Consider the following 21,445-nt stretch of genomic DNA (forward strand, 5'->3'; position numbering starts at 1 on the left):
CCTCGAGCACAGTTTTGAAAGATTACAGATCCGAATCTATCTTTCAACATGTGGCTGTGGCAATTGCATACACAGTTCTAGCATGGCTCGACGGTAAACATCACGTTTGAAGTTCACCACTTGACCAAGCGGATACCAATAACTCACCCATTGCCATTGATCAAACTCTGGCGGGTCGTTGAGATTCAATCGAATATGATTCGTTGAAGCTACTAATTTGAGTAAAAACCATTTTTGCTTTTGTCCAATACACACAGGATCTGAGTCAGACCTGATGTATCGAAGTGGCAAACGATAATGCAGCCAACCTTCGGTTTGCGCTATGATTTGAACGTGCTCTGGTAATAACCCGACTTCTTCTCTGAGTTCTCTGAAAAGTGCCTGTTCAGGAGTTTCTCCAAAATGGATACCTCCTTGAGGAAATTGCCATGCATTGTGACCAATGCGCTTTGCCCATAAAACTTGACCAATATCATTTGCCAAAATGATCCCGACATTGGGTCGGAAACCTTCTGAGTCGATCATTTGGCTACCTAAAAATTTATTAAATTCGTTGACTTTGGTTTCGGGGGCGTCCACTGTCTATGCCCAACTCGAAAAGTTCAAAGTAATAATGTTTTAAAATTGCTATGATCTTAACGAATTTCTATCGGTTAGCGGTGATAGATTTACATTTTTTTTCTTAAATTTCAGTTTGAACGAGTATTTTCATGAAATTGGCGTTGTTTGATTTAGATCACACCTTATTAAATACCGACTCTGACCATTCTTGGGGCGAGTTTTTAGTCAATGAAGGCTTGGTTGATCCAGTTCGACACCGTGCGATGAATGACAAGTTTTATGATGACTATAAAGCTGGACAGTTAGATCCAATTGCGTATAACGAATTTGTATTTGAATTTTTAACCCAGCATGACAACGAATATTTAACTGAGTTACATCAGTTGTTTATGAAAAAAGTGATTCGACCTCAAATGCGCCCTAAAGGTTTTAAAGCCATTCAGCGTCATCTTGATGCAGGGCATCAATTGGTCGGAATTACCGCAACCTCAGATTTTATTACTGCACCGATTTTCCGTGAATTTGGTATTACGGAAATTATTGCCACCAATGCAGAAGTGGTCGATGGAAAATATACGGGTAAAGTCATCAATACGCCGTGTTATCAACAAGGCAAACTGACTCGTTTAGATCTGTGGCTTGAAGGACGGGATGCGACGGAGTCTTGGGCATATTCGGATTCAATTAATGATCGTTTTTTATTGGAATATGCTGACCATGCAATTGCAGTGAATCCTGATGATCGACTCGAAGCATTGGCGAAAGATCAAGGATGGGATATTCAGGATTGGTCGATTTAATGGTTTCTTAGATTCTAAAAATAAGTAGCATTTGGTTGCTACTTATTTTCGCTAAATATAACCCGAATCGCGGATAAGGATTTTTCTTTAAAATCATAAGCTAAATGTAATTTTATGATTAGTTTTTAGTGTTATCAGACCAAAGCATAGACTTGTTTATGCTCAAAAATGATGGATAAGTCTCAAGATGAATGATCTCATTTGCTTAAGTAGGATTCGGGTCGTGTAACAAATTATAAGAATTATTAAATACTTGGAATTTAAATTGGTTTTTTTATGTCTAATCCTCAAACTCTAAATACAGCTTCAAAATCGAATCACTACGACCGTGAAATGACAAAGTTCATTGGAGAAAAATACCAGAAGTATTACAAAGAAAATTTCGAAAAGATCACGCCTAAGAAGCCAATTGGTGGTTTTAACTGGGCTGCATTTTTCTTTAGTTTTGCTTGGCTGTTTTACAGAAAGATGTATGCCGAGGGTTTTGGCTTTATCGGATTAATTATTCTGATAGGTTTCATATCCGAATATTGGGGATTTCAAACCACTTCAACAGGACTGATCATTCCTGCGATGTTGGGAATGTATGGAAATGGAATGTATAAGCAGTTTTCGGAAAAGAAAATCGCAGATATCAAAAAAGTACATTTACATGGTTCCAATGTCTTACGAGAGTTGCAAAAACAAGGGGGTACTAATATTTGGGCGGGCACTACTACATTGTTAATCATTGTGAGCTTAACCGCTTATGCATTTATGGCAAATTAATCTGAACTGTCATTAAAAAGTCATCAAAATTGAAGGTTTTTTTATTTAAGATCTTAATCAGATGACAGAATTGATTATATGACTTAGCCATCAGATCAATTAAGGCAATCTAGGCATCATCCAGAAATTATCAAGTGGATAAGTTTAGTTATTAATCGAATAAAATCAATTGCTCAATTTAAAATCAATATGCTAAGGTGAAACTGACTTGTATCATTGCCTTTGTATCAAGACGATGCCACCTCAATCAGGAGGGCATGATTCAAAGTTTAAAAAAATCGTTATGGATAACGACAAAATAAAAAACAAGGAGAAGTTATGGGCACTTTAGCAATCATCATTTCATTGGCATTACTGATGTTTTTCGCCTATCGAGGGATTTCGGTACTGATTTTGGCCCCCATTATGGCGGCCGTTGCCATTTTACTGTCTGGTGACATGGCATACATGATGCCGCAGTACACTGAAACATTTATGTCGGCTTTGGGCGGCTATATTTTAAAATTCTTTCCTATTTTTTTATTGGGTGCCTTATTCGGACAACTCATGGTTGATTCAGGTGCTGCATCCAGCATCTCAAACTCGATCATGAACAAATTAGGACACCAACGTGCCATTTTGACTGTGGTATTGGCATGTGGTGTGTTGACTTACGGTGGGGTATCACTGTTTGTGGTGGCATTTGCCATTTACCCGATTGCCAAGTCTATGTTTCAAGCGGCGAACATTCCAAAGCGCCTCATTCCTGGTGCCATCGCTTTGGGTTCATTTACTTTCACGATGACCGCTTTACCCGGTTCACCTTCGATCCAAAATGCGATTCCGATTCCTTTTTTTGGGACCAATGTATTTGCAGCTCCGGGTATTGGTACCATTTCAGGTTTGATCATGTTTGGTTTAGGTTGTATGTGGTTACAAAGCCGCGCCAATAAAGCCCATAGAAATGGAGAAGGATACGGTATTGATACCCAAGAAGGAGAAAAGTTAGAAGACGGCGTGACGTCTCAAGGTCACATGCCCGTATTCTTGGCATTTTTACCCTTGCTGTTGGTAATAGGTGTAAATGCTTTGTTCACTTATATTATTTTTCCAGGCATGGACTTTAGTACGTTTGAAGAGCTTTATCCAAAATTAGATCCGAGCAAACAAACAGGTTTGTGGGCATTGGTGATTGCCTTAGTGGTCGCATGTTTAAGCTTGATTTTGTTACGCTTGGGCAAATGGAACAACCTTAAAGAAACCGTCAACAAAGGGGCTTTGGGCTCAATGTTACCCATTTTCAACACCGCTTCTGAAGTAGGGTATGGCGCTGTCATTGCTTCCTTGGCTGGTTTTATTATCATTCGTGACATGGTGTTAAATGTCTCAAGTAACCCATTGATTTCAGAAGCCATCGCCATGAATATTTTAGCGGGGATTACCGGTTCTTCTTCTGGCGGGATGTCGATTGCTTTATCGACGTTGGGTGCTGATTACTTAGCTATGGCTAATGCTGCAGGCATTAGCCCTGAATTATTACACCGTATTGCAGCCTTAGCAGCAGGCTGTTTAGATACCTTGCCTCACTCAGGCGCGGTCATCACCTTGTTGTCTATTTGTGGCATGACACATAAGCAGTCTTACGGCAATGTGGCAATGTGTACCGTATTGATTCCAATGGTATCAGTAACGGTTGCCATTACCTTAGGGACACTGTTCGGCTCATTCTAATCGTTGTTATATACAGGACGTTTGGAAAACGTCCTTTACCATTTTAAAGGACTCAACATGAAATTGGCTCACATAGATGACTTCCATGTCGGTTTATCCCATACCTTAACCCGCACGATAGATGCCGAAAAAGTGGCTCAATTCATTGCCTTGTGTGGTGATGAAAACCCCATTCACTATGATGAAACTTATGCGGCACACACCAAATTTAAACGCCCAATTGCACACGGTTTTTTAACTGCCAGTTTTTTCTCACCAATCTTTGGTTTGCATCTTCCTGGCCCTGGTGCGATGTATGTCAATCACAATTTGCGTTTTTTAAAACCGGTGTATGTGGGTGATACCGTTGATCTCATCGCGACAGTCACCAAAGTGGATACTGAACGGAAACGGGTTTACTTTGATACCATTTGCAACATCAATGGCGAACGGGTGATTGAGGGCGAAGCAGAATTATATGTACCGACCCCCACAGACGCAGGGCAGGTGGCATTAGATGCAGCGACAACAAATGTTCAACAGCATTTAACTATTCCAAAGCCTTCACATATTGATTTCATTCCTCTTTAATCCATCACCAACGGAGCATTAGCTCTATATTTTAGTCAAAGTTAATTGACGACTTAAAACAATAATATTGATCTGAAAATCTAAGAAATCAAAACTGCCGTCGTAAAGACGGCAGTTTGGGCAAAATGTTTGATACTTTAAAAGCTTAATGAATCATTAAATCGACCAGTGCTTTCGCCGCTTTAGATTGGGTACGTGCTGGATGCCAAACCATCCCCAATTGACGTTTCATTTCTAGATCTAAATCGAGTGTAACTAAATCTTGACTCACTAAGGTTTGCGGCAATACTGACCAACCGAGACCGATAGAAGCCAACATTCGAATTGATTCGAGTGGGTTATTACTCATGGTGATTTTAGGCTTTAGTCCTTTTTTCTCAAACTCTGCGAGTGTAATTTGAGATGTATACGTTTGAGATGCAGGTAATAAGCTCGGATACTGAATTAAATCTTCAAGGCTTAAGTTTGATTTAGAGGCAAGCGGATGAAATGCTGCGGCTACAAAAACCAAAGGATCATTCCACAAAGGGACATAACTGAGACGGTCATCTAGAGTTGGCGGTAAGGTTAAAAAAGCCAATTCCAAATCACCCGCCAAGACTTTCTCATGCGCTTGTTCTGAATCAACGAAATGAACATCCAGTGTTACTTCAGGATACTGTTGAACATAGTTTCTTAAATGTTCAGGAAGATGATGCAGACCAATATGATGACTGGTGCCCACTTTCAATTTACCCTTAATCTGTGTTTGATCATGGCTTAAAGTATGATGAATATCACCAAGCTCATTCAGCCAATTTTTGACTTTAGGTAATAATGAATGAGCCGCATGCGTGGCTTGCACTCCACGACCTGCAGATTCAAACAATTTCACGCCAAAATAATCTTCAAGGCTATGAATACGTTTGGTGACGGCGGGTTGGGTAATAAACAATTGATCTGCTGCCATCGAAATCGAACCTGTTTCCATGACTTTCACAAATGCTTCAAAGGCAGCGAGATTCATTGTAAATACCTATAAAAAATTTTTATGTATAATTGTATTGTTATGGTATTTAAAGAATAAATCAAAGCAAAAGTTGTATCCATTGATTTAAAACTGGACGTTTAATCATGTGAGTGCAAATTTGAATGTCTTTACTTGAATCATTTGATTCATTGAATAATAAAATTTTGCATACTTGAGTAAGGGTGTTGAGGTGCAATCAATTTTTTAACATCACGCATAAACCTCACATCAGTTGTATAAAGACAAGAGTGGGATAAAGACAGGAATTGAATAAAGACAAGAATTGAAAAAAAGACAGAGTTAAATAAAGACCATAAAAAAAACCACCCAATATGGGTGGTTCCAGAGGAACATCGACATGTATATCTTAAACAGTGGCTTCCTCACGCTGCTTTGAATCTTTACGTTCCCAAACTTTTTCATGGAAAAAGAAAGCGACAGCTTGAATCGTCGGTTCTAGTAGGCTTAGAGCGACAGCCATTGCAATACTACCTGTCACCAAATACCCGACTAACATCGCGACTAACATATGCATAATGTAATAGCTTAAGGTCTTTTTAAACATACGTTGATTGTTGTTAACAAATTTTTGAACGTGAATCATGTGATGTTCCTTTAAAGCTAAATGTCTTGTTGATTAAATAGTAATGATTCTCATTATTAATGTAAAGAAGTATATTTTGAATACAATAATCGATTTTTTAGATTGGGTTTCATTCGATTTTTAGAGAATATTTATTGGGAAGTTAGCATTCCAAAAAGTTTATAAACTAATAAAAATGATAAATTAGATTTATGTTAATTCGTGGTTATAATCAATTTAATGACAGAATTTACCCAGTCCAGTGGAGCACATCGACATGGCAGGCGAAAACCAAAAAGTAAAAACACAAACAGCAAAAACTTTGTATGACAAATTGTGGGATGATCACTTAGTAACACAACGTGATGATGGTTCAGCATTACTTTACATCGATCGTCATTTATTACATGAAGTAACCTCTCCACAAGCGTTCGAAGGCTTGCAATTGGCGGGTCGTAAACCTTGGCGTTTAAGTGCCAACGTTGCTACACCAGACCATAACGTACCGACTTCTAAAAAAGAGCGCTCTGAAGGCATCTCTGGTATTGAAGACGATACCTCACGTATTCAAGTGCAAACTTTAGATGATAACTGTAAGACTTTTAATGTTGTTCAGTTTGACATTAACGATGTTCGTCAAGGGATCGCACACGTGGTTGGGCCTGAGCAAGGTTTAACGTTGCCGGGTATGACTGTTGTATGTGGTGACTCACATACGGCGACGCATGGTGCGTTTGGTTGTTTGGCACATGGGATCGGCACATCAGAAGTTGAACACGTATTGGCAACACAATGCTTAGTTCAAAAGAAAATGAAAAACATGTTGGTGCGTGTTGACGGTAAATTAGGTCAGGGCGTAACACCTAAAGATGTCGTGTTAGCGATTATCGGTAAAATCGGTACTGCGGGTGGTACAGGTCACGCGATTGAGTTTGGTGGTCAAGTCTTCCGTGATATGTCGATTGAAGGCCGCATGACGGTTTGTAATATGGCAATCGAAGGCGGTGCCCGTGTGGGAATGGTTGCTGTTGATGAAAAAACCATTGAATACGTAAAAGGTCGTCCATATGCACCTAAGGGTGAGCAGTGGGATGCCGCAGTAGAATATTGGAATACATTACATTCTGATGAAGATGCACACTTTGATACAGTGGTTGTATTACAAGGTGAAGAGATTGAACCACAAGTCTCTTGGGGTACATCGCCAGAGATGGTGATTCCTGTTTCTCAAGCAGTACCAACATTAGATCAAGCCAAAGATGATGTACAACGTAATGACTGGACACGTGCATATCACTATATGGGATTAAATGGTGGTCAGGCTTTGGCTGATATCCAATTAGATCGTGTATTTATTGGTTCGTGCACAAACTCTCGTATTGAAGATATTCGTGAAGCTGCAAAAATTGCCCAAGGTAAGAAAGTTGCTTCTACCATCAAACAAGCGATGGTGGTTCCGGGTTCTGGTTTAGTCAAAGCGCAAGCAGAAGCTGAAGGTTTAGATAAGATTTTAGTTGAAGCAGGTTTTGAATGGCGTGAGCCGGGTTGTTCAATGTGTTTAGCAATGAATGCTGACAAATTACAACCGGGTGAGCATTGTGCATCAACCTCTAACCGTAACTTCGAAGGTCGTCAGGGGAATGGCGGTCGTACGCATTTGGTCAGCCCAGCAATGGCGGCGGCAGCTGCAATTGCGGGTCACTTTGTTGATGTACGCAGTTTCTAAAAATCCCCCTCAGTCCCCCTTTTAGAAAAGGGGGAAGTTCCCCTCTCATATAAAGAGGGGTTAGGGGAGATTTAAAGTAATGATATTCTTTAGGAATAAAGACAATGAAAAAATATACCGTTGAACAAGGTATCGTTGCACCATTAGACCGTGCCAATGTTGATACCGATTTAATCATTCCAAAACAGTTTTTGAAGTCCATTAAGCGCACAGGTTTTGGCGAAAACTTATTTGATGAATTACGTTATTTGGATGAAGGTTATTTGGGTTTAGATAACTCTAAACGTCCTAAAAACCCTGATTTTGCGTTGAATCAACCACGTTACCAAGGTGCTTCAATCTTAATTTCACGTGCAAACTTTGGTTGTGGTTCAAGCCGTGAACATGCGCCATGGGCATTGGAAGAATACGGTTTCCGTACCGTGATTGCGCCAAGCTATGCGGACATTTTCTTTAATAATAGCTTTAAAAACGGCATGTTGCCTGTGATCTTATCTGAAGAGATTGTTGATCAACTCTTTAGAGAATGTTTCGCGACTGAAGGTTATCAACTTACGATTGACCTTGAAGCACAAGAAGTACGTACACCATCGGGTGAAAGCTTTAAATTTGAAGTTGATCCGTTCCGTAAGCATTGCTTACTCAATGGTTTAGATGATATCGGTTTAACTTTACAAGCTGGCGATGACATTCGCGCTTATGAAGAAAAAACCAAAGCAAGTCGTCCTTGGGTTTTTCAAGAGATTCGTGGCTAATCGTTTATGCCCTAGCCGTAGGGCTTAACTCTTGCTAATATCATTCGAAAATAATTTCAATATTTTCAAGAATGAGCGAGGTTGGGCCCACGTCATGGCGAAAGTTTTTAAACACTTAGCTGTAGTTGGACTTACTGCGTCAACTTTAGTCGGTTGTCAAAGTATTGATACAGCACGTATTAAACACGTGAAAGAAACAGAGCAAAGTAGGTTAAATGCCTTAATTTACTGTTCTGGCACAGCAGCCTGTGAGTTCGAGCGATTGAATCAAACCCCTGTGATCGATTCAAAAACTCAACGATTAGATAACAAGGCAGTGAAAGCAGGAATTGTGCGTCTACAAGCCAATTCTTTAAATCATTCAAATGCTTTATATCTTTCAGTCCCTGCTGGTCAACATGAGGTTGTCGTTCGTTTCTATCCGATTTCAAAAGATAAAGCGGAAACACTTCATTTGATTCATCGGTTTAATGCACAAACTCAATATACGCTTGATATGTTTCGAGAGCGAAGCAGAGAGAGAGGAAGCTTGCTTAATATGTCAGCACCAGAACCGCTTTGTGTTGATTTAAAGCAAGAAAAGCGAACCATACGTCGTTTCTGCAAACCGTATAACGTACTCAATGGTTTGGGTGAGTTTGTAGAAAAGAAAAATTTTAAATCCCGTTAGTCTAGAACTAACATTAAAAATGGAATAACTCATGTCTAAACATATTTTGATTTTAGCTGGTGATGGTATTGGTCCAGAGATTGTAAAAGCTGCTGAGCAGGTTCTTACAAGTGTGAATGAAAAATTCAATTTAGGTTTAACATGGGAACAAGGTCTTTTAGGTGGAGCAGCGATTGATGCACATGGTTCACCTTATCCAGAAATCACATCTCAACAAGCTCAAAAAGCCGATGCACTTTTATTAGGCGCTGTAGGTGGTCCAAAATGGGATACCATTGAGCGCTCAATTCGCCCAGAACGTGGCTTATTGAAATTACGTAGTGAACTTAATCTTTTTGCGAACTTGCGCCCTGCGATTCTTTATCCGCAATTGGCAGATGCTTCAAGCTTAAAGCCTGAAATTGTATCTGGTTTGGATATCCTCATCGTTCGTGAATTAACGGGTGGTATTTATTTCGGTCAGCCACGTGGTATTCGTGAACTTGGAAATGGCGAAAAGCAAGGTTTCAACACTGACGTCTATTCAGAGTCTGAAATCAATCGTATTGCTAAAGTTGCCTTTGAAATGGCTCAACTTCGCGGTGGTAAAGTATGTTCAGTGGATAAAGCGAATGTACTGGAAGTCACTGAACTTTGGAAACAAACTGTCACAGCTTTAAAAGAAGCTGAATATCCAGAAATCAACTTATCACACATGTATGTCGACAATGCGGCAATGCAGTTGGTGCGTGCACCGAAACAGTTTGATGTGATTGTAACGTCGAACTTATTTGGTGATATTTTGTCTGATGAAGCTGCAATGTTGACAGGTTCAATCGGTATGTTGCCATCGGCGTCATTAGATGAAAATGGTAAGGGTATGTACGAACCATGTCACGGTTCTGCACCTGATATCGCAGGTCAAAATATTGCAAATCCATTAGCGACAATTTTATCTGTTGCAATGATGCTTCGTTATACCTTCCGTGAAGAAGCGGCTGCAAAAGCAATTGAAGATGCAGTAGGCAATGTATTGGACCAAGGTTTACGTACAGCAGATATCATGTCAGAAGGCATGAACAAGGTGGGTACGATTGAAATGGGTCAAGCTGTTGTTGCTGCATTGAACTAATTCAAAAGATTTCTTGAAAAGTTAAAAAAACGTAGCTTTGGCTGCGTTTTTTTATGCTTAATCATCTAGATGATTTAAGTTGTTTTGAACATAGATCAGTATGTCATTCAAAATCATTTTAAATAAGAACAGTCATTATAAGAACAGTCGTTTGATCTGCGTACCTCAGCAAGCTTTACCTTTCATTGATACAGATTGCACACTATTATTTTTCAACACAAAAATGAGATTGCAGGGTTGCTTGGTCTTGTAATTATTGTCGGCTGAAGCAATCTGTACAGTGATCATGACGCAGCGGCTATCCATGACCATATTTCCAGCAGGGATAGGAAGACTCAGCATACGATCAAAGCTGAAAATTGCTCGTTCAGGTGTAATGATTGGGTTGGGTTTGAGTTGAATGTCGAAAGCATCAAGATTGAAATTTTGTTTTAGCTGGTTGATGTCTTGCCCGACATATTGATTGAGATAGAGCACAAGACTGTGTTTATTTTGCTGATGAGTTATTTGACAAGCACTGAGTATAAGACCACTGCAAATGATGAGAGCCAATCGACTATAACTATATAAAAGTACTTTTTTAGGAGGGTTGACGTATAGCTTCATTGGAAATGCCTTTTTGCATCGATTATCGTTATAGATCAGTCCTTTTTGAATCGTTTCCACATCGTGAGTCATTTATTCTAGATATAACATTGATCATTTTTCATTTTACTGTTTAGTCATAATACATAAAGTCGTCAAAGACGCGTATAAAAATGAATAATAAGCAGTGATTAGAAAATATGAAAAAATACTTTTTTGATGGTGGCTGTGGTTTGGTCAGGTGTCACTTATGCGGATCATTGTGATCAGGCACGTAATACTTACGATGACATTTACTGTACGAATAAAGTATATGCAAGTACGGATGCCGAGCTAAATAAAATTATCAACTGTTACGAACAAAGTTAAACAGTCATCAAAAAGCAATTCTGAAAACTTCACAATTCAGCTAGATTCGAGAACGGGATAGTGAATATACAACTTCTACGGGCGTAGATGTCGGGTGTCGCTTAACAACAACACGAGAGCGGAATCATGGGTTGGGTGAACGTGTAGGGGAGTGGACAAGCATTGGATGTAAAACATCAGCTTTACACCGATAAAAAAGAGCCACAAAAAAAGCCACTTAACGTGGCTTTTCGCTTACTAACACTTAGCGTGCACGGTAAGTAATGCGACCCTTAGATAAATCGTAAGGAGTCATTTCTACTTTAACACTGTCGCCAGTCAAAATACGAATATAGTGTTTACGCATTTTACCAGAAATGTGTGCAATTACTTCGTGACCGTTTTCTAAACGTACACGGAACATAGTATTAGGAAGCGTTTCGGTGACAACGCCTTCGAACTCGATAAGTTCCTCTTTATTGGCCATAGCCTACCTGATAGATCAAATTGGAAAGGCGCAAATTATAGTCAAAAAAATGGGAAAATACAAGGTTAAACGCTGTTTGGTGAATGTATCTGTAGTCAAAATAGGCGAACAAACAAATAAAATAATTAAACAAAAATATGCTTAACTGTGTTGTCAGTTTGGTCAATCGACTGTAATCTAAATTAAAAGTTTTAAGTAAATATTAATAACATACAAGGAAGGGCACTGCGTGAGTCAGCTAACTGATGCTTCGGTTGTTTTGCGATTAGGCTATCAAGCGATTCGTCGTGCTGGATTGCCGACCGAAGAAATATTAACAAAAGCCGGTGTTGCCTTGAATCAAGTTGATCAAAATGCACGTACACCATTGAGCGCACAGTATGCTTTTTGGGTTGCGGCAGAAGAAGTCAGCAAGGATCCAGACATTGGTTTACATCTTGGTGAACACTTGCCACTGTATCGTGGACAAGTGATTGAGCACCTTTTTATTTCATCTGAAAATTTTGGTGAGGGGCTTAAACGTGCTTTGGCTTACCAACGTTTAATCTCTGATGCATTTCATGCCAAATTGGTGATTGATGATGATCGTTGCTATTTGACCAATGGTGTTCAGCCTTGGGCAGACAGTTTGGTCAATCGACATTTTTCTGAATGCGCGCTGTCGGGAATTTTAAGATTCTTTAAATTTATTACAGAGGGTCGCTTTGAGCCGATTTATATCGACTTTAATTTCCAAGAAGGTGCAGCTGATGATGAATACTTACGCGTTTATGAATGTCCTGTAAGTTTAGGTCAAAAAGAAACACGTTTATACTTTGATTCTTCTATTCTTGATTATCCGCTTTGGCAAGCCGAACCTGAGTTGTTGCAACTGCATGAACAGCTGGCGATTGAAAAACTTCAAGAACTCGCACGCTATGATTTGGTGGGTGAAGTCCGTCGTGCGATTGGGTCAACCTTGGAAAGTGGTGAAACGACTTTAGAAACGGTGGCAGCACAGCTCAATATTACGCCACGCCGTTTAAGAACGCAGTTGTCTGAGGCAAATACCAGTTTTCAGCAAATTTTATCCGATTATCGTTGTCGTTTAGCGAAGAAGCTTTTGGCGAACACTAACGAGAGTGTTGAACGTATTGTTTATTTAACAGGGTTTTCTGAGCCAAGTACGTTCTACCGTGCATTTAAGCGTTGGACCAATGAAACGCCTGTTGAATATCGAAAACGTAAGCAGCGCTAATTGATCGTTTTAATCCCTCCAAACATGGAGGGATTTTTATTGATAGACATTAAAAAGAAATCGGAATTTTCAAATCTAAATCAGCTGATTTTCTATTGAGTCTATTTGGGGAAATCTATTCAGGCATATTCAGCCAATGTGGTCCCAGAGGTCGCTTAGGTAGATTAAAGCGCTCTGGATAGTCCGCATGGATGAAATAAAGACCATCTGGTGGTGCAGTCACCCCAGCTGCTTTTCGATCTTCAGCGGCGAATATGGCATCAATATGATCAACGTCGTACATCTCTTGTCCGATTTCAAGCAAACAGCCCATAATGTTACGAACCATGTGGTGTAAAAAACCATCTGCTTGAATATCTAAAACCAAATAAGCACCATGTTGAATCAGGTGACAATGTGACACTGTTCTGACGGGTTGATTGGACTGACACGCAGCTGCACGGAAGCTTTCAAAGTTATGGGTACCTTGAAACTTGGTGGCTGCTTGGATCATTTTTTGAATATTGAGGGGGGCATAGACGTGTGTGACTTGCTTATGTAACAAGGCAGGACGTACTTGATTGTTATATACCACATAGCGATAACGTCTGGCTTGGGCTTTATGGCGGGCATGAAATTCAGGATCCATTTGTCGAACCCATTGAATCGAGATATCTTTAGGCAACAGGCTATTTGAACCGAGTAACCAACCATCAATAGGACGGATTGCGTTAGTATCAAAGTGCGCCACCATATTGGTTGCATGCACGCCTGCATCTGTCCGACCAGCACCTTGCAGTTGAATCGGTTCATTAGCAACTTTTGATAGCGCATGTTCAATGGTTTCTTGAAGACAAATGACGCCCGCTTGTTGAGTTTGCCAGCCACGATAATTCATACCGTTAAACTCAATACCCACTGCCAAACGCTGCATAATGACCTCTATTTTCAACATTGATACCAATGGTCATGCCATTGATCCTTAGAGGGGTATTGTAAATACATTTTTAAAATTTTGGCATAAAGATCGGCATGACTCTGGGTATTGTTAATCAAAATATTGGCTTGAATAACCCATTGGCTGACTGCGTAGCGTTGATCCAGTCCCCCGAAAGGCACTTGAGTGTCTAAAATCACAGCACAATTTTTGTTTTGGAGTTGAATCAATTTCTCTAGAATTTCATCATTCACCGCAATATTGCCCGTGCCGTAGCCTTGCAGAATCAGAACGTCAGGAGCCTGATCAATGAATACATCTAAGTTTTTGGACAATTGTTCAAGTTCAATCGGCTGTATCGTCCAATTGATCAAATTGAGTTTCTGGATTTGTTGAATGTGTTGTTCTTCAATTAAAAAAGGATTTTGCTGAAGTGAAGTTAAATGTTGCTGATAATTCATGCCTGAAAAAGCGTCTAATGCTGTGCTATGGACTTTTTGTACTGAGTTGGCATGCATGATTTTATGGTGAAATGCCACATAAACCCCAGGTTCTACTTTCAACATTCCCTCAATGGCTGTGTTGAGGTTTTCCAGTGCATCGGTAAATGTTCGAAGATCGTTGCCTTCTACATTCAGTAATGGGTATTGGCTTGCCGTCAATATGACATAGCTACTTTGTTGTAAGAATCGGCTTAGGGTGGCGGCAGCGTAACTCAAGGTGTCTGTACCATGAATCACAATGAAGTGTTGATATTCTTGAGTGTGTAGATATTGAATTTGTTGAGTCAGTTGTAACCAGTCTGAAGCTGTACAAGCACTGCTATCCTTCACCGTATGTGCAGTGAAAAATTCGATTTGGGCATGTTGTGGTAAAATTCGTTTTAATTGCGGTTTAAAATCAATTTCTGGCATAGGGCTCAAAGGCTCACCAATACAACCAAAAGTACCGCCCATATAAATGAGTGCAATTTTTTTCATAAAGTAGTGCTCACAAAAAAGCAGCCATGAATGACTGCTTATGTTAAGCGTAATTGAATTAAGAAGCTATTTGCTTGAGTAATTGTTGTGAACGGTGACGTTGTTCAGTAGAGAAGGAAGCTTCATCCGCACTCAGTAACTTTTTAGCCGCTTCATAAGCACCCAATTCAATATAACGACTTGCAAGATCTAGATTGAGTTGAATTTCATTGACCTTTAATAATTCAGGGAATGATTGCGCCAATGGATCATTGGCATCCGCTAAAGAGCTAGGATCAACTTCTGGCTCAATAAAAAATGGCGCAATTTCAATTTTTTGAGTTTCAAAAGCGAGTGAATTCGGATCAGCTGAAATTGGAGTGTCTAAACTGAAGTGGAAATCAGTAGCAGCGCTAATTGGTAATTCACTGTCTAATTTAAACTCATTTGAAGGCTGTTCAGTTTTTTCTTCAGAAATAGAAGGAGTATTGAAAACAAAATCTTCAGTAGGGACAACAGGCTCTTCTTCAACTTTGCTTTCAACAGGTGTTGAGAAATCAAATTCGAGCGGAGCAATATCTGCTTTTGAAATATCGTCTGCAGGTTTTTCAAGTGTTTCAGGAGTAAAGCTGCCATCATTGCTTACTGTGTCAGAGCTTAAGTCAAACTCAACTGCTTGAGGCGCTTCAACGGGTTTCTTCGCTTCAAAAGAATACTCAATAGGCTCAAGATCTTTTTTCTCAACAGGTGTTACATTGAAATCAGGTTGTATGCTATCAAAAGATGCGTTACCAATATTTTGAGCAGGTGTTGAGGTGCTAATGAGCTCATCAAAGGCAGCATCTGATTTAAGACTTTGAGTTGCTACAGGAGCTGTGGTCGCAGCAGGTGTTGAAATAGGTTCTGAAGGCTTTGATACGTTTGCTTGGGCACGCTGTTGATTTGCTTCAGCTTGATCAGCAATGTCATGCAAACCTAAAGAGCGTAAGTAATTGATTAATTGCTTAATCGCAAAATCATCTTTTTGCGCAACATGAATTTCAAGTAAATATAGATATAATTCGTGTTGTGAATTGTCATGATTCAAGGCTTGGTTAATTTTTGCTTCAGCAGCAAAATAATTTTCAGCTTTAATTAGGTTTTCAATACTCGAACGAACTTCAGGGTCGAGCGTTGTTGGTGCTGATTCCGTTGCTACAGGGGTAGTCGTAACGTTGGTTGGAATGCTTGAAGATCGACCAGTGCGATTAGACGCATTTTTACTGACTTTCTTATTCGCAGTTTTCTTGCCTTTATCAGATGATGACTCATTGTTTGCACTTTCACGCTTTTTCAAAACGACGGCAACAATAAGTATTAATAAACAAGGAATTAGTATATACAACATATTTTTACCCCTTCATTGAAACCAATGAAAATTATTCCTTAAAATAAATTTAGTTAACAGGCTTATTCGCTTGATTCTTTTTCTGCAATTGTTGCTGTAATTGAGCAAGTCTCGCATTTAATAGTTGAATTCTCTGATCTTTCTGCTGAATGGCCAAGCTGAGTTGAGAGACATTCTGCTGTAATTTAACTGTTTTTTGTCGAGCTGTCATAACTTTTGAAGATAATTCTGGAGTTGTCTGATTTTTCAACGTTTTTTCTTTAGCAGCGCCTTGAGCTGAATCTTGTTTAGTTCCAGTGACAAGCTTCATTTCTGCTTGGCTCAATTTATACTTCTCTTTACCCGACTGAGATTGACCAGCGGTTGTATTCATTGGGCGAGCTTTAGCCGCTTTGGGTGCAGGCATGCTGTTTGCAGCTGCTAAATTTAATGCTACCCCACGACGAATACGATTGATATTGCCACCAATGAAAGCATGTTCATTATTGGCCTTAATTTGTTGCATTACTTCAGGAATGCTTTGATTGGTTTGGGTTGCAACACGCGAAGCAATTTTCCATAAAGATTCATTGTTTTGAACCACATGTGCTTTTTCTAAAGCAGGACCATGCATTGGTTTAGGTTCCGGACGAACTTTAGCAGACGTTTTCGCTGTCTCAGTTACTGGAGCTTTAACTTCCGTTTTTGATGGAGAGTCTACCGGCTTAGATAGGTTTTGCTGTGCAGATAACGCTTGTTTTGGTGCTGAAATCGTAGGAGTAGGTTGCGTTGAAGCAGGTCTTAATGTTTCCGAGATGGTCAGCGTCGAAGGGAGTGATTGAACCACCGCGATAGACGGTTGTTCATATGATTGTGCAACAGCACTATTTACAGGATCAGGTGTTTGATGATTAGCGGGTTGAACAGTATTGACTGGCGCAGGCATGACCTGCGTTAACGTTTGGTTATTTAAAGGCGGTGCAGGTGAAACATTGATCGCAAGCGGAACACTCATCGTATTCGCTGAAGAGTAAGAGACTTGTGGTGCTGATTTTGGAGTTGAATCAGTGGCTACTCTTGCTTGAGAGGTATTTGATGTCACATTGTATTGCGTACTCATGGGTAAATTGAGCGCAATATCTTTATCACTGACAACGGTCTGTGGAATCAATGACGTTTCTTTATTGGTCATTTGTGGTTTTTGCGCAACAACTGCTGGACGATTCAATCTGGTTTTAATTTGTTGAATATGCGTTGCGCTGCCTTCCTTAATCTTGACCAGAATATTGAGTTCAGATTCCACCATTGGGCGTGAAGAAGTGATCACGATGACGCCAGAACCATCGCTTGATTTACGCGTAAAGAAGTTCAGGTGACCCGGAGGTTGATGACCGATACCAAGGCGAATAAGATCATTAGATTCAGCTAAACTTGCTTCGATTCGAGCATTTGGGTCAGCATTACGAAATTTCATTTCTGCATAGAGTAGGTTACCTGCTCCTGATTGAACTTCAATCGGATCAAGGGTTAAAGCATAAGCAGTAGGGGTTGTTATAATAGCTAAAATGGCAATTTTTAATTTGTTATATACAGGCATCTCGATCCATTGTTCTGACAAGATTTCAGGGCAATATGTCATACAATACCTAGTTGTAATAAGAATGTAAAATCTTAACATTGTAGTTACAAAAAAAAGCCGATCAAATGTGATCGGCTTTTCAGTTTTAGAAGAGAATTTCTAAAAATTAAGCGTTCTTATATTCAATTAAGATGCGTAACATACGGCGTAAAGGTTCTGCAGCACCCCAAAGCAATTGGTCACCCACTGTGAATGCACCTAAGTATTCTTTACCCATGTTCATCTTACGTAGACGACCCACTGGAACTGTTAATGTGCCAGTGACTGCCACAGGGGTAAGATCAGTCATAGATGCTTCACGTGTATTTGGAACCACTTTTGCCCACTGGCTAGACTGACGAATCATATCTTCAATCTCGTTCAATGGAACGTCTTTCTTAAGCTTCAATGTAATGGCTTGAGAGTGACAACGCATTGCACCGATACGAACACAATGACCATCAATCGGAACAATTTGCTGGTTGCCTAAGATCTTGTTGGTTTCAACCTGACCTTTCCATTCTTCTTTCGACTGACCGCTTTCAAGCTGTTTATCGATGTATGGAATGAGCGAGCCCGCTAAAGGGACACCAAAATTAGCTGATGGGAAACCTTCACCACGTTGTAGTGCTGCAATTTTAGAATCAATGTCTAAAATTGGAGATTTAGGATCATCAAGCAAATCTTGAGTATTATTATATAAATAACCCATACCTGTGATCAATTCACGCATGTTTTGCGCGCCAGCACCTGAGGCTGCTTGATAGGTCATAGACGTTGCCCATTCAACCAAATTATTTTGGAAGAGTGAACCTAAGCCCATAAGCATTAACGATACAGTACAGTTACCGCCAACGAACGTTTTGGTACCTTTCACTAAGCCGTCTTTGATCACGTTCATGTTGACTGGATCAAGTACGATGATTGCTTCATCATCCATACGTAATGTCGATGCCGCATCAATCCAGTAACCATTCCAACCTTCAGCTTTCAGTTTAGGGAAAACCTCAGAAGTATAGTCGCCACCTTGACAGGTAATAATGACATCCATTTGCTTCAGACTGCTAATGTCTGTTGCATCCATAAGTGCAGGGGCAGTCTTACCGCCAAACGCAGGCGCTTCACCACCCGCATTACTGGTAGAGAAATAGAATGGCTCAAAATGAGCAAAATCATTCTCTTCAACCATACGTTGCATAAGGACGGAACCAACCATCCCGCGCCAACCGACCAGACCTACTTTCATGTCACTTTGCCTCGGTGCGTTAAAAATTAAAAGGGGGTTCGAGTGTATCAAAAGAGCAGTTTACTGCAATAGCTACACAATCAAAACATCAATATTATTGAGAGAAATAACTTGTTTATGATACATACAAAATTGATAAAGTTATGTTACGTCTTATAAAAAATTAAAATTTACAGATGAGTGAACAATATGATTTGGGTGGAAATTCTAGCAGGGTTTGTGATTTGGATTAGTTTTTGGTCACTCATACCGAGAGATGAATGGTGGTTTCGTGGTGCAGATTTTCCACGCTTACAAATTCTTGCATTAGGTATTATTGCTTTTCTATTGATGATTTTTTGGCAAGAGCCTTGGGATTTAACGCGTCAAATCATTTTCATTGCTTTGATTGCAGCGTTGGCTTACCAATTAAAAATGGTCTTGCCATATACTTTGATTTGGAAAAAACAAGTTAAGCAGGTTAAGCCTGAACAATTAGATCCAAATAAGCAGATCTCATTGATTGTCTCTAATGTACTGACCCCGAATACTAAATATCATTTATTGATTGAGGAAATTGAGAAATATCAGCCTGATTTGGTACTGACCTTAGAAACTGATCAAACTTGGCAGAATGAACTTTCTGTCATTGAAAAAGATTACCCGTATAGAGTTCCTGTGCCCTTAGATAATTTGTATGGAATGCATCTCTACAGTAAATTGGAGCTAAGTGATACAGAGATAAAGTTCATTCTCAGTGACGAAATTCCTTCGATTCATACGACGGTGACTTTACGATCTGGACAGTCTGTACAACTCTATTGCTTGCATCCGAAACCACCGAGTCCAACTGAAGCCAAAGATTCAACTTTGCGTGATGCGGAGCTACTGATTGTAGGTGATCAGATTAAAGATTTGGATGAAAGCTGTATTGTCATGGGCGACTTAAATGATGTGGCATGGTCACGTACCACGCGTTTATTTCAGCGTATCAGTGGATTGCTAGATCCGCGTGTTGGTCGGCATTATGTCAACACTTTTCATGCAGATTATCCATTATTAAGATGGTCATTGGATCATGTATTCCACAGTACTGATTTTGCTTTGGTCGATATGAAGCGTTTACCGCATATGGGGTCTGATCATTTTCCTGTGTATGTGGTTTTGCAAACCGGGCGCGTGTTTGAGCAAATTCAGGAAGAACTTGAACAGACTGAAGCAGATGAACAAGAGGCTCAAGAGGCGATTCAAGAGGGTATTGAAAAAGCAGAGCGTGAAGAAAAAATAGTGAAAGATGAAATTGCTCAAGCCTACAAAAAGACTTAAATAAGATGGAAAAGCGCAAATGAGCTTATTTGAGTGTTTAGTTGAGATTAATAGTGTTGTAAGCATATGCTCACACGGATTTAGGACTTAACGGCTAGAGTGACTATGAGAATCAGGATAATATTTAATCATCGGCACAAGGAGTGGGAAAGGAAAATCCCAATATGGAAGACGAAGCCGATGGAAGAGTCATCATGGATATGATGCAGGAATGGAAAGCCAAAAAATAACAATATGTTTTGAAAAGCACAACCCCATTGACCCGAGTTTTACAGGGAGTAGAACTCGGGTTAAACTTATTTATAGACCGAATATTTAGAAAACCAAAACAGCCTAAATCTTAAAATTCAGCCTCTAGAAAATCAAAACGATGTAGCTCTGTGCTGTTGTAAATTACAGAATTTCAACCATATTCAAAAGCTCACTTAGGTGCAGTTTTGTGTTTCATTATGCCTCTTGATCTTAAATCAAGCAGCTTGGATCAAAAACAGTCATTGATTGGCTTGTTATTTAACCCGAATCGCGGATAAGAAATTGACTTGAAAAATAAGAGGACTAGAGCCATCAGTTGAGTTACCACACAAAACTCACAACTCTAGTCCTAATGTTTAATAGTACCGAATTATTCAGCGTAATTGATGATTTCTTTCTCAAATTTGAAGCAACCTATTGGAATTTTCTTAAGCAAAGTAATCGTTCCTTAAGAATCAGAACTGCTCATTTAACCATTTCAGAAATCTGTTTTATCGCTATTTGGTACAAATGTTCTCATTTCAATAATTTCAAAGCCTTTTTCACTTGGTTAAAAGAAGATAAAAACCATTTATTTAAGTACTTGCCTTGCTACCAACGGATGATTCATCTAATCAATATGCATGAATTAGCACTACATGCTTTACATGTGGCGCTGATGAAAGACCAAGACACACAATATTTATGGATTGATTCAACAACTCTGCCAGTTTGTAAAAATCAACGTATTCAGCGCCATAAATCATTAGTCCAAATTGCATCACGTGGTAGAAGCTCAATGGGCTGGTTTTATGGCTGTAAATTACATATTGCGATGAATCAATTTGGTGAAATTGCCTGTTCTGCTTTGTCGAATGGACATG

General features: G+C 39.6%; 21 protein-coding genes and 1 pseudogene. 12 read left to right on the forward strand and 10 right to left on the reverse strand.

The genetic code is table 11. The features are described from left to right. Positions 1-36: 36 nt before the first annotated feature. A complete protein-coding gene (locus tag AC5YD2_RS12485; RefSeq protein ID WP_496126668.1) occupies positions 37-525 on the reverse strand; it encodes an RNA pyrophosphohydrolase in 489 nt (162 codons plus the stop codon). Positions 526-710: 185 nt separating this feature from the next. Here AC5YD2_RS12485 and AC5YD2_RS12490 point away from each other — a divergent pair, with 185 nt between their 5' ends. The 4 genes from AC5YD2_RS12490 (at position 711) to AC5YD2_RS12505 (ending at position 4,409) form a co-directional block, all read left to right on the forward strand. Then, positions 711-1,361 (forward strand): HAD family hydrolase, encoded by a 651-nt coding sequence (locus AC5YD2_RS12490; RefSeq protein ID WP_496126649.1) that lies wholly within the window; start codon positions 711-713, stop codon positions 1,359-1,361. A gap of 276 nt (positions 1,362-1,637) precedes the next feature. Further along, entirely contained in the window at positions 1,638-2,129 is a 492-nt protein-coding gene (locus AC5YD2_RS12495; RefSeq protein ID WP_496126650.1) for a DUF2628 domain-containing protein, read from the forward strand. Between the two features lie 318 nt (positions 2,130-2,447). Next, positions 2,448-3,839 (forward strand): GntP family permease, encoded by a 1,392-nt coding sequence (locus AC5YD2_RS12500; protein ID WP_496126651.1) that lies wholly within the window; start codon positions 2,448-2,450, stop codon positions 3,837-3,839. Between the two features lie 57 nt (positions 3,840-3,896). Then, a complete protein-coding gene (locus AC5YD2_RS12505; protein ID WP_496126652.1) occupies positions 3,897-4,409 on the forward strand; it encodes a MaoC family dehydratase in 513 nt (170 codons plus the stop codon). A 145-nt stretch (positions 4,410-4,554) separates the two neighbouring features. On the opposite strand, the gene AC5YD2_RS12510 is transcribed toward AC5YD2_RS12505, so the two are convergent. Both AC5YD2_RS12510 and AC5YD2_RS12515 read right to left on the reverse strand, forming a co-directional pair. Further along, positions 4,555-5,415 carry a LysR family transcriptional regulator gene (locus AC5YD2_RS12510; protein WP_496126653.1) on the reverse strand — a complete coding sequence of 287 codons (861 nt, stop codon included), beginning with the start codon at positions 5,413-5,415 and terminating at the stop codon, positions 4,555-4,557. Between the two features lie 370 nt (positions 5,416-5,785). Continuing rightward, a complete protein-coding gene (locus AC5YD2_RS12515) occupies positions 5,786-6,022 on the reverse strand; it encodes a DUF2061 domain-containing protein (RefSeq protein ID WP_496126654.1) in 237 nt (78 codons plus the stop codon). 256 nt (positions 6,023-6,278) lie between these two features. On the opposite strand from AC5YD2_RS12515, the gene leuC reads away from it, so the two are divergent. The 4 genes from leuC (at position 6,279) to leuB (ending at position 10,263) form a co-directional block, all read left to right on the forward strand. Further along, a complete protein-coding gene (gene leuC / locus AC5YD2_RS12520) occupies positions 6,279-7,727 on the forward strand; it encodes a 3-isopropylmalate dehydratase large subunit (RefSeq protein ID WP_496126655.1) in 1,449 nt (482 codons plus the stop codon). A gap of 104 nt (positions 7,728-7,831) precedes the next feature. Then, positions 7,832-8,482 (forward strand): 3-isopropylmalate dehydratase small subunit, encoded by a 651-nt coding sequence (gene leuD, locus AC5YD2_RS12525; protein WP_496126656.1) that lies wholly within the window; start codon positions 7,832-7,834, stop codon positions 8,480-8,482. Between the two features lie 94 nt (positions 8,483-8,576). After that, on the forward strand, positions 8,577-9,152 hold the full coding sequence (locus AC5YD2_RS12530; RefSeq protein ID WP_496126657.1) for a hypothetical protein: 576 nt from the start codon (positions 8,577-8,579) through the stop codon (positions 9,150-9,152). A gap of 31 nt (positions 9,153-9,183) precedes the next feature. Then, positions 9,184-10,263, forward strand: coding sequence for a 3-isopropylmalate dehydrogenase (leuB, locus tag AC5YD2_RS12535; protein WP_496126658.1), 1,080 nt, complete (start codon positions 9,184-9,186; stop codon positions 10,261-10,263). Between the two features lie 165 nt (positions 10,264-10,428). On the opposite strand, the gene AC5YD2_RS12540 is transcribed toward leuB, so the two are convergent. Further along, the gene (locus AC5YD2_RS12540; protein ID WP_496126659.1) at positions 10,429-10,929 is read right to left on the reverse strand and encodes a hypothetical protein; all 501 of its coding nucleotides are present in this window, start codon (positions 10,927-10,929) and stop codon (positions 10,429-10,431) included. A 138-nt stretch (positions 10,930-11,067) separates the two neighbouring features. Between AC5YD2_RS12540 and AC5YD2_RS12545 the strand changes: the two are divergent. Next, positions 11,068-11,411: pseudogene (locus AC5YD2_RS12545) on the forward strand (lysozyme inhibitor LprI family protein). 50 nt (positions 11,412-11,461) lie between these two features. On the opposite strand, the gene infA reads toward AC5YD2_RS12545, so the two are convergent. After that, positions 11,462-11,683, reverse strand: coding sequence for a translation initiation factor IF-1 (gene infA, locus AC5YD2_RS12550; RefSeq protein WP_004692529.1), 222 nt, complete (start codon positions 11,681-11,683; stop codon positions 11,462-11,464). A 229-nt stretch (positions 11,684-11,912) separates the two neighbouring features. On the opposite strand from infA, the gene AC5YD2_RS12555 reads away from it, so the two are divergent. Continuing rightward, positions 11,913-12,920 (forward strand): AraC family transcriptional regulator, encoded by a 1,008-nt coding sequence (locus AC5YD2_RS12555; RefSeq protein WP_496126660.1) that lies wholly within the window; start codon positions 11,913-11,915, stop codon positions 12,918-12,920. Positions 12,921-13,035: 115 nt separating this feature from the next. Here AC5YD2_RS12555 and truA read toward each other — a convergent pair whose 3' ends face one another. The 5 genes from truA to asd form a co-directional block, all read right to left on the reverse strand. Next, positions 13,036-13,833, reverse strand: a complete 798-nt coding sequence (gene truA, locus AC5YD2_RS12560; protein WP_496126661.1) for a tRNA pseudouridine(38-40) synthase TruA — start codon at positions 13,831-13,833, stop codon at positions 13,036-13,038. 14 nt (positions 13,834-13,847) lie between these two features. Continuing rightward, positions 13,848-14,816, reverse strand: a complete 969-nt coding sequence (locus AC5YD2_RS12565) for an asparaginase (protein ID WP_496126662.1) — start codon at positions 14,814-14,816, stop codon at positions 13,848-13,850. Positions 14,817-14,874: 58 nt separating this feature from the next. Next, entirely contained in the window at positions 14,875-16,182 is a 1,308-nt protein-coding gene (gene fimV / locus AC5YD2_RS12570) for a T4P machinery localization factor FimV (protein WP_496126663.1), read from the reverse strand. 49 nt (positions 16,183-16,231) lie between these two features. Next, complete coding sequence (locus AC5YD2_RS12575; protein WP_496126664.1) at positions 16,232-17,800, reverse strand: FimV/HubP family polar landmark protein; 1,569 nt, start codon at positions 17,798-17,800, stop codon at positions 16,232-16,234. 106 nt (positions 17,801-17,906) lie between these two features. Beyond that, positions 17,907-19,025, reverse strand: coding sequence for an aspartate-semialdehyde dehydrogenase (gene asd, locus AC5YD2_RS12580; RefSeq protein ID WP_496126665.1), 1,119 nt, complete (start codon positions 19,023-19,025; stop codon positions 17,907-17,909). Positions 19,026-19,214: 189 nt separating this feature from the next. Here asd and AC5YD2_RS12585 point away from each other — a divergent pair, with 189 nt between their 5' ends. Both AC5YD2_RS12585 and AC5YD2_RS12590 read left to right on the forward strand, forming a co-directional pair. After that, the gene (locus tag AC5YD2_RS12585; RefSeq protein ID WP_496126666.1) at positions 19,215-20,330 is read left to right on the forward strand and encodes an endonuclease/exonuclease/phosphatase family protein; all 1,116 of its coding nucleotides are present in this window, start codon (positions 19,215-19,217) and stop codon (positions 20,328-20,330) included. Positions 20,331-20,934: 604 nt separating this feature from the next. After that, the coding region (locus tag AC5YD2_RS12590; protein WP_496126667.1) for a transposase at positions 20,935-21,445 on the forward strand (511 nt) is incomplete at its 3' end.

The sequence above is a fragment of the Acinetobacter sp. CY73 genome (assembly GCF_059515865.1).

What these genes read in the sequence shown, in the direction of transcription:
- leuB (WP_496126658.1), top strand. Translation starts at nt 9,184, where the DNA reads ATGTCTAAACATATTTTGATTTTAGCTGGTGATGGTATTGGTCCAGAG.
- AC5YD2_RS12575 (WP_496126664.1), bottom strand. Translation starts at nt 17,800, where the DNA reads ATGACATATTGCCCTGAAATCTTGTCAGAACAATGGATCGAGATGCCT.
- AC5YD2_RS12585 (WP_496126666.1), top strand. Translation starts at nt 19,215, where the DNA reads ATGATTTGGGTGGAAATTCTAGCAGGGTTTGTGATTTGGATTAGTTTT.
- leuC (WP_496126655.1), top strand. Translation starts at nt 6,279, where the DNA reads ATGGCAGGCGAAAACCAAAAAGTAAAAACACAAACAGCAAAAACTTTG.
- AC5YD2_RS12530 (WP_496126657.1), top strand. Translation starts at nt 8,577, where the DNA reads ATGGCGAAAGTTTTTAAACACTTAGCTGTAGTTGGACTTACTGCGTCA.
- AC5YD2_RS12500 (WP_496126651.1), top strand. Translation starts at nt 2,448, where the DNA reads ATGGGCACTTTAGCAATCATCATTTCATTGGCATTACTGATGTTTTTC.
- fimV (WP_496126663.1), bottom strand. Translation starts at nt 16,182, where the DNA reads ATGTTGTATATACTAATTCCTTGTTTATTAATACTTATTGTTGCCGTC.
- asd (WP_496126665.1), bottom strand. Translation starts at nt 19,025, where the DNA reads ATGAAAGTAGGTCTGGTCGGTTGGCGCGGGATGGTTGGTTCCGTCCTT.
- leuD (WP_496126656.1), top strand. Translation starts at nt 7,832, where the DNA reads ATGAAAAAATATACCGTTGAACAAGGTATCGTTGCACCATTAGACCGT.
- AC5YD2_RS12490 (WP_496126649.1), top strand. Translation starts at nt 711, where the DNA reads ATGAAATTGGCGTTGTTTGATTTAGATCACACCTTATTAAATACCGAC.
- infA (WP_004692529.1), bottom strand. Translation starts at nt 11,683, where the DNA reads ATGGCCAATAAAGAGGAACTTATCGAGTTCGAAGGCGTTGTCACCGAA.
- AC5YD2_RS12515 (WP_496126654.1), bottom strand. Translation starts at nt 6,022, where the DNA reads ATGATTCACGTTCAAAAATTTGTTAACAACAATCAACGTATGTTTAAA.
- AC5YD2_RS12495 (WP_496126650.1), top strand. Translation starts at nt 1,638, where the DNA reads ATGTCTAATCCTCAAACTCTAAATACAGCTTCAAAATCGAATCACTAC.
- AC5YD2_RS12485 (WP_496126668.1), bottom strand. Translation starts at nt 525, where the DNA reads ATGATCGACTCAGAAGGTTTCCGACCCAATGTCGGGATCATTTTGGCA.
- AC5YD2_RS12510 (WP_496126653.1), bottom strand. Translation starts at nt 5,415, where the DNA reads ATGAATCTCGCTGCCTTTGAAGCATTTGTGAAAGTCATGGAAACAGGT.
- AC5YD2_RS12505 (WP_496126652.1), top strand. Translation starts at nt 3,897, where the DNA reads ATGAAATTGGCTCACATAGATGACTTCCATGTCGGTTTATCCCATACC.
- truA (WP_496126661.1), bottom strand. Translation starts at nt 13,833, where the DNA reads ATGCAGCGTTTGGCAGTGGGTATTGAGTTTAACGGTATGAATTATCGT.
- AC5YD2_RS12565 (WP_496126662.1), bottom strand. Translation starts at nt 14,816, where the DNA reads ATGAAAAAAATTGCACTCATTTATATGGGCGGTACTTTTGGTTGTATT.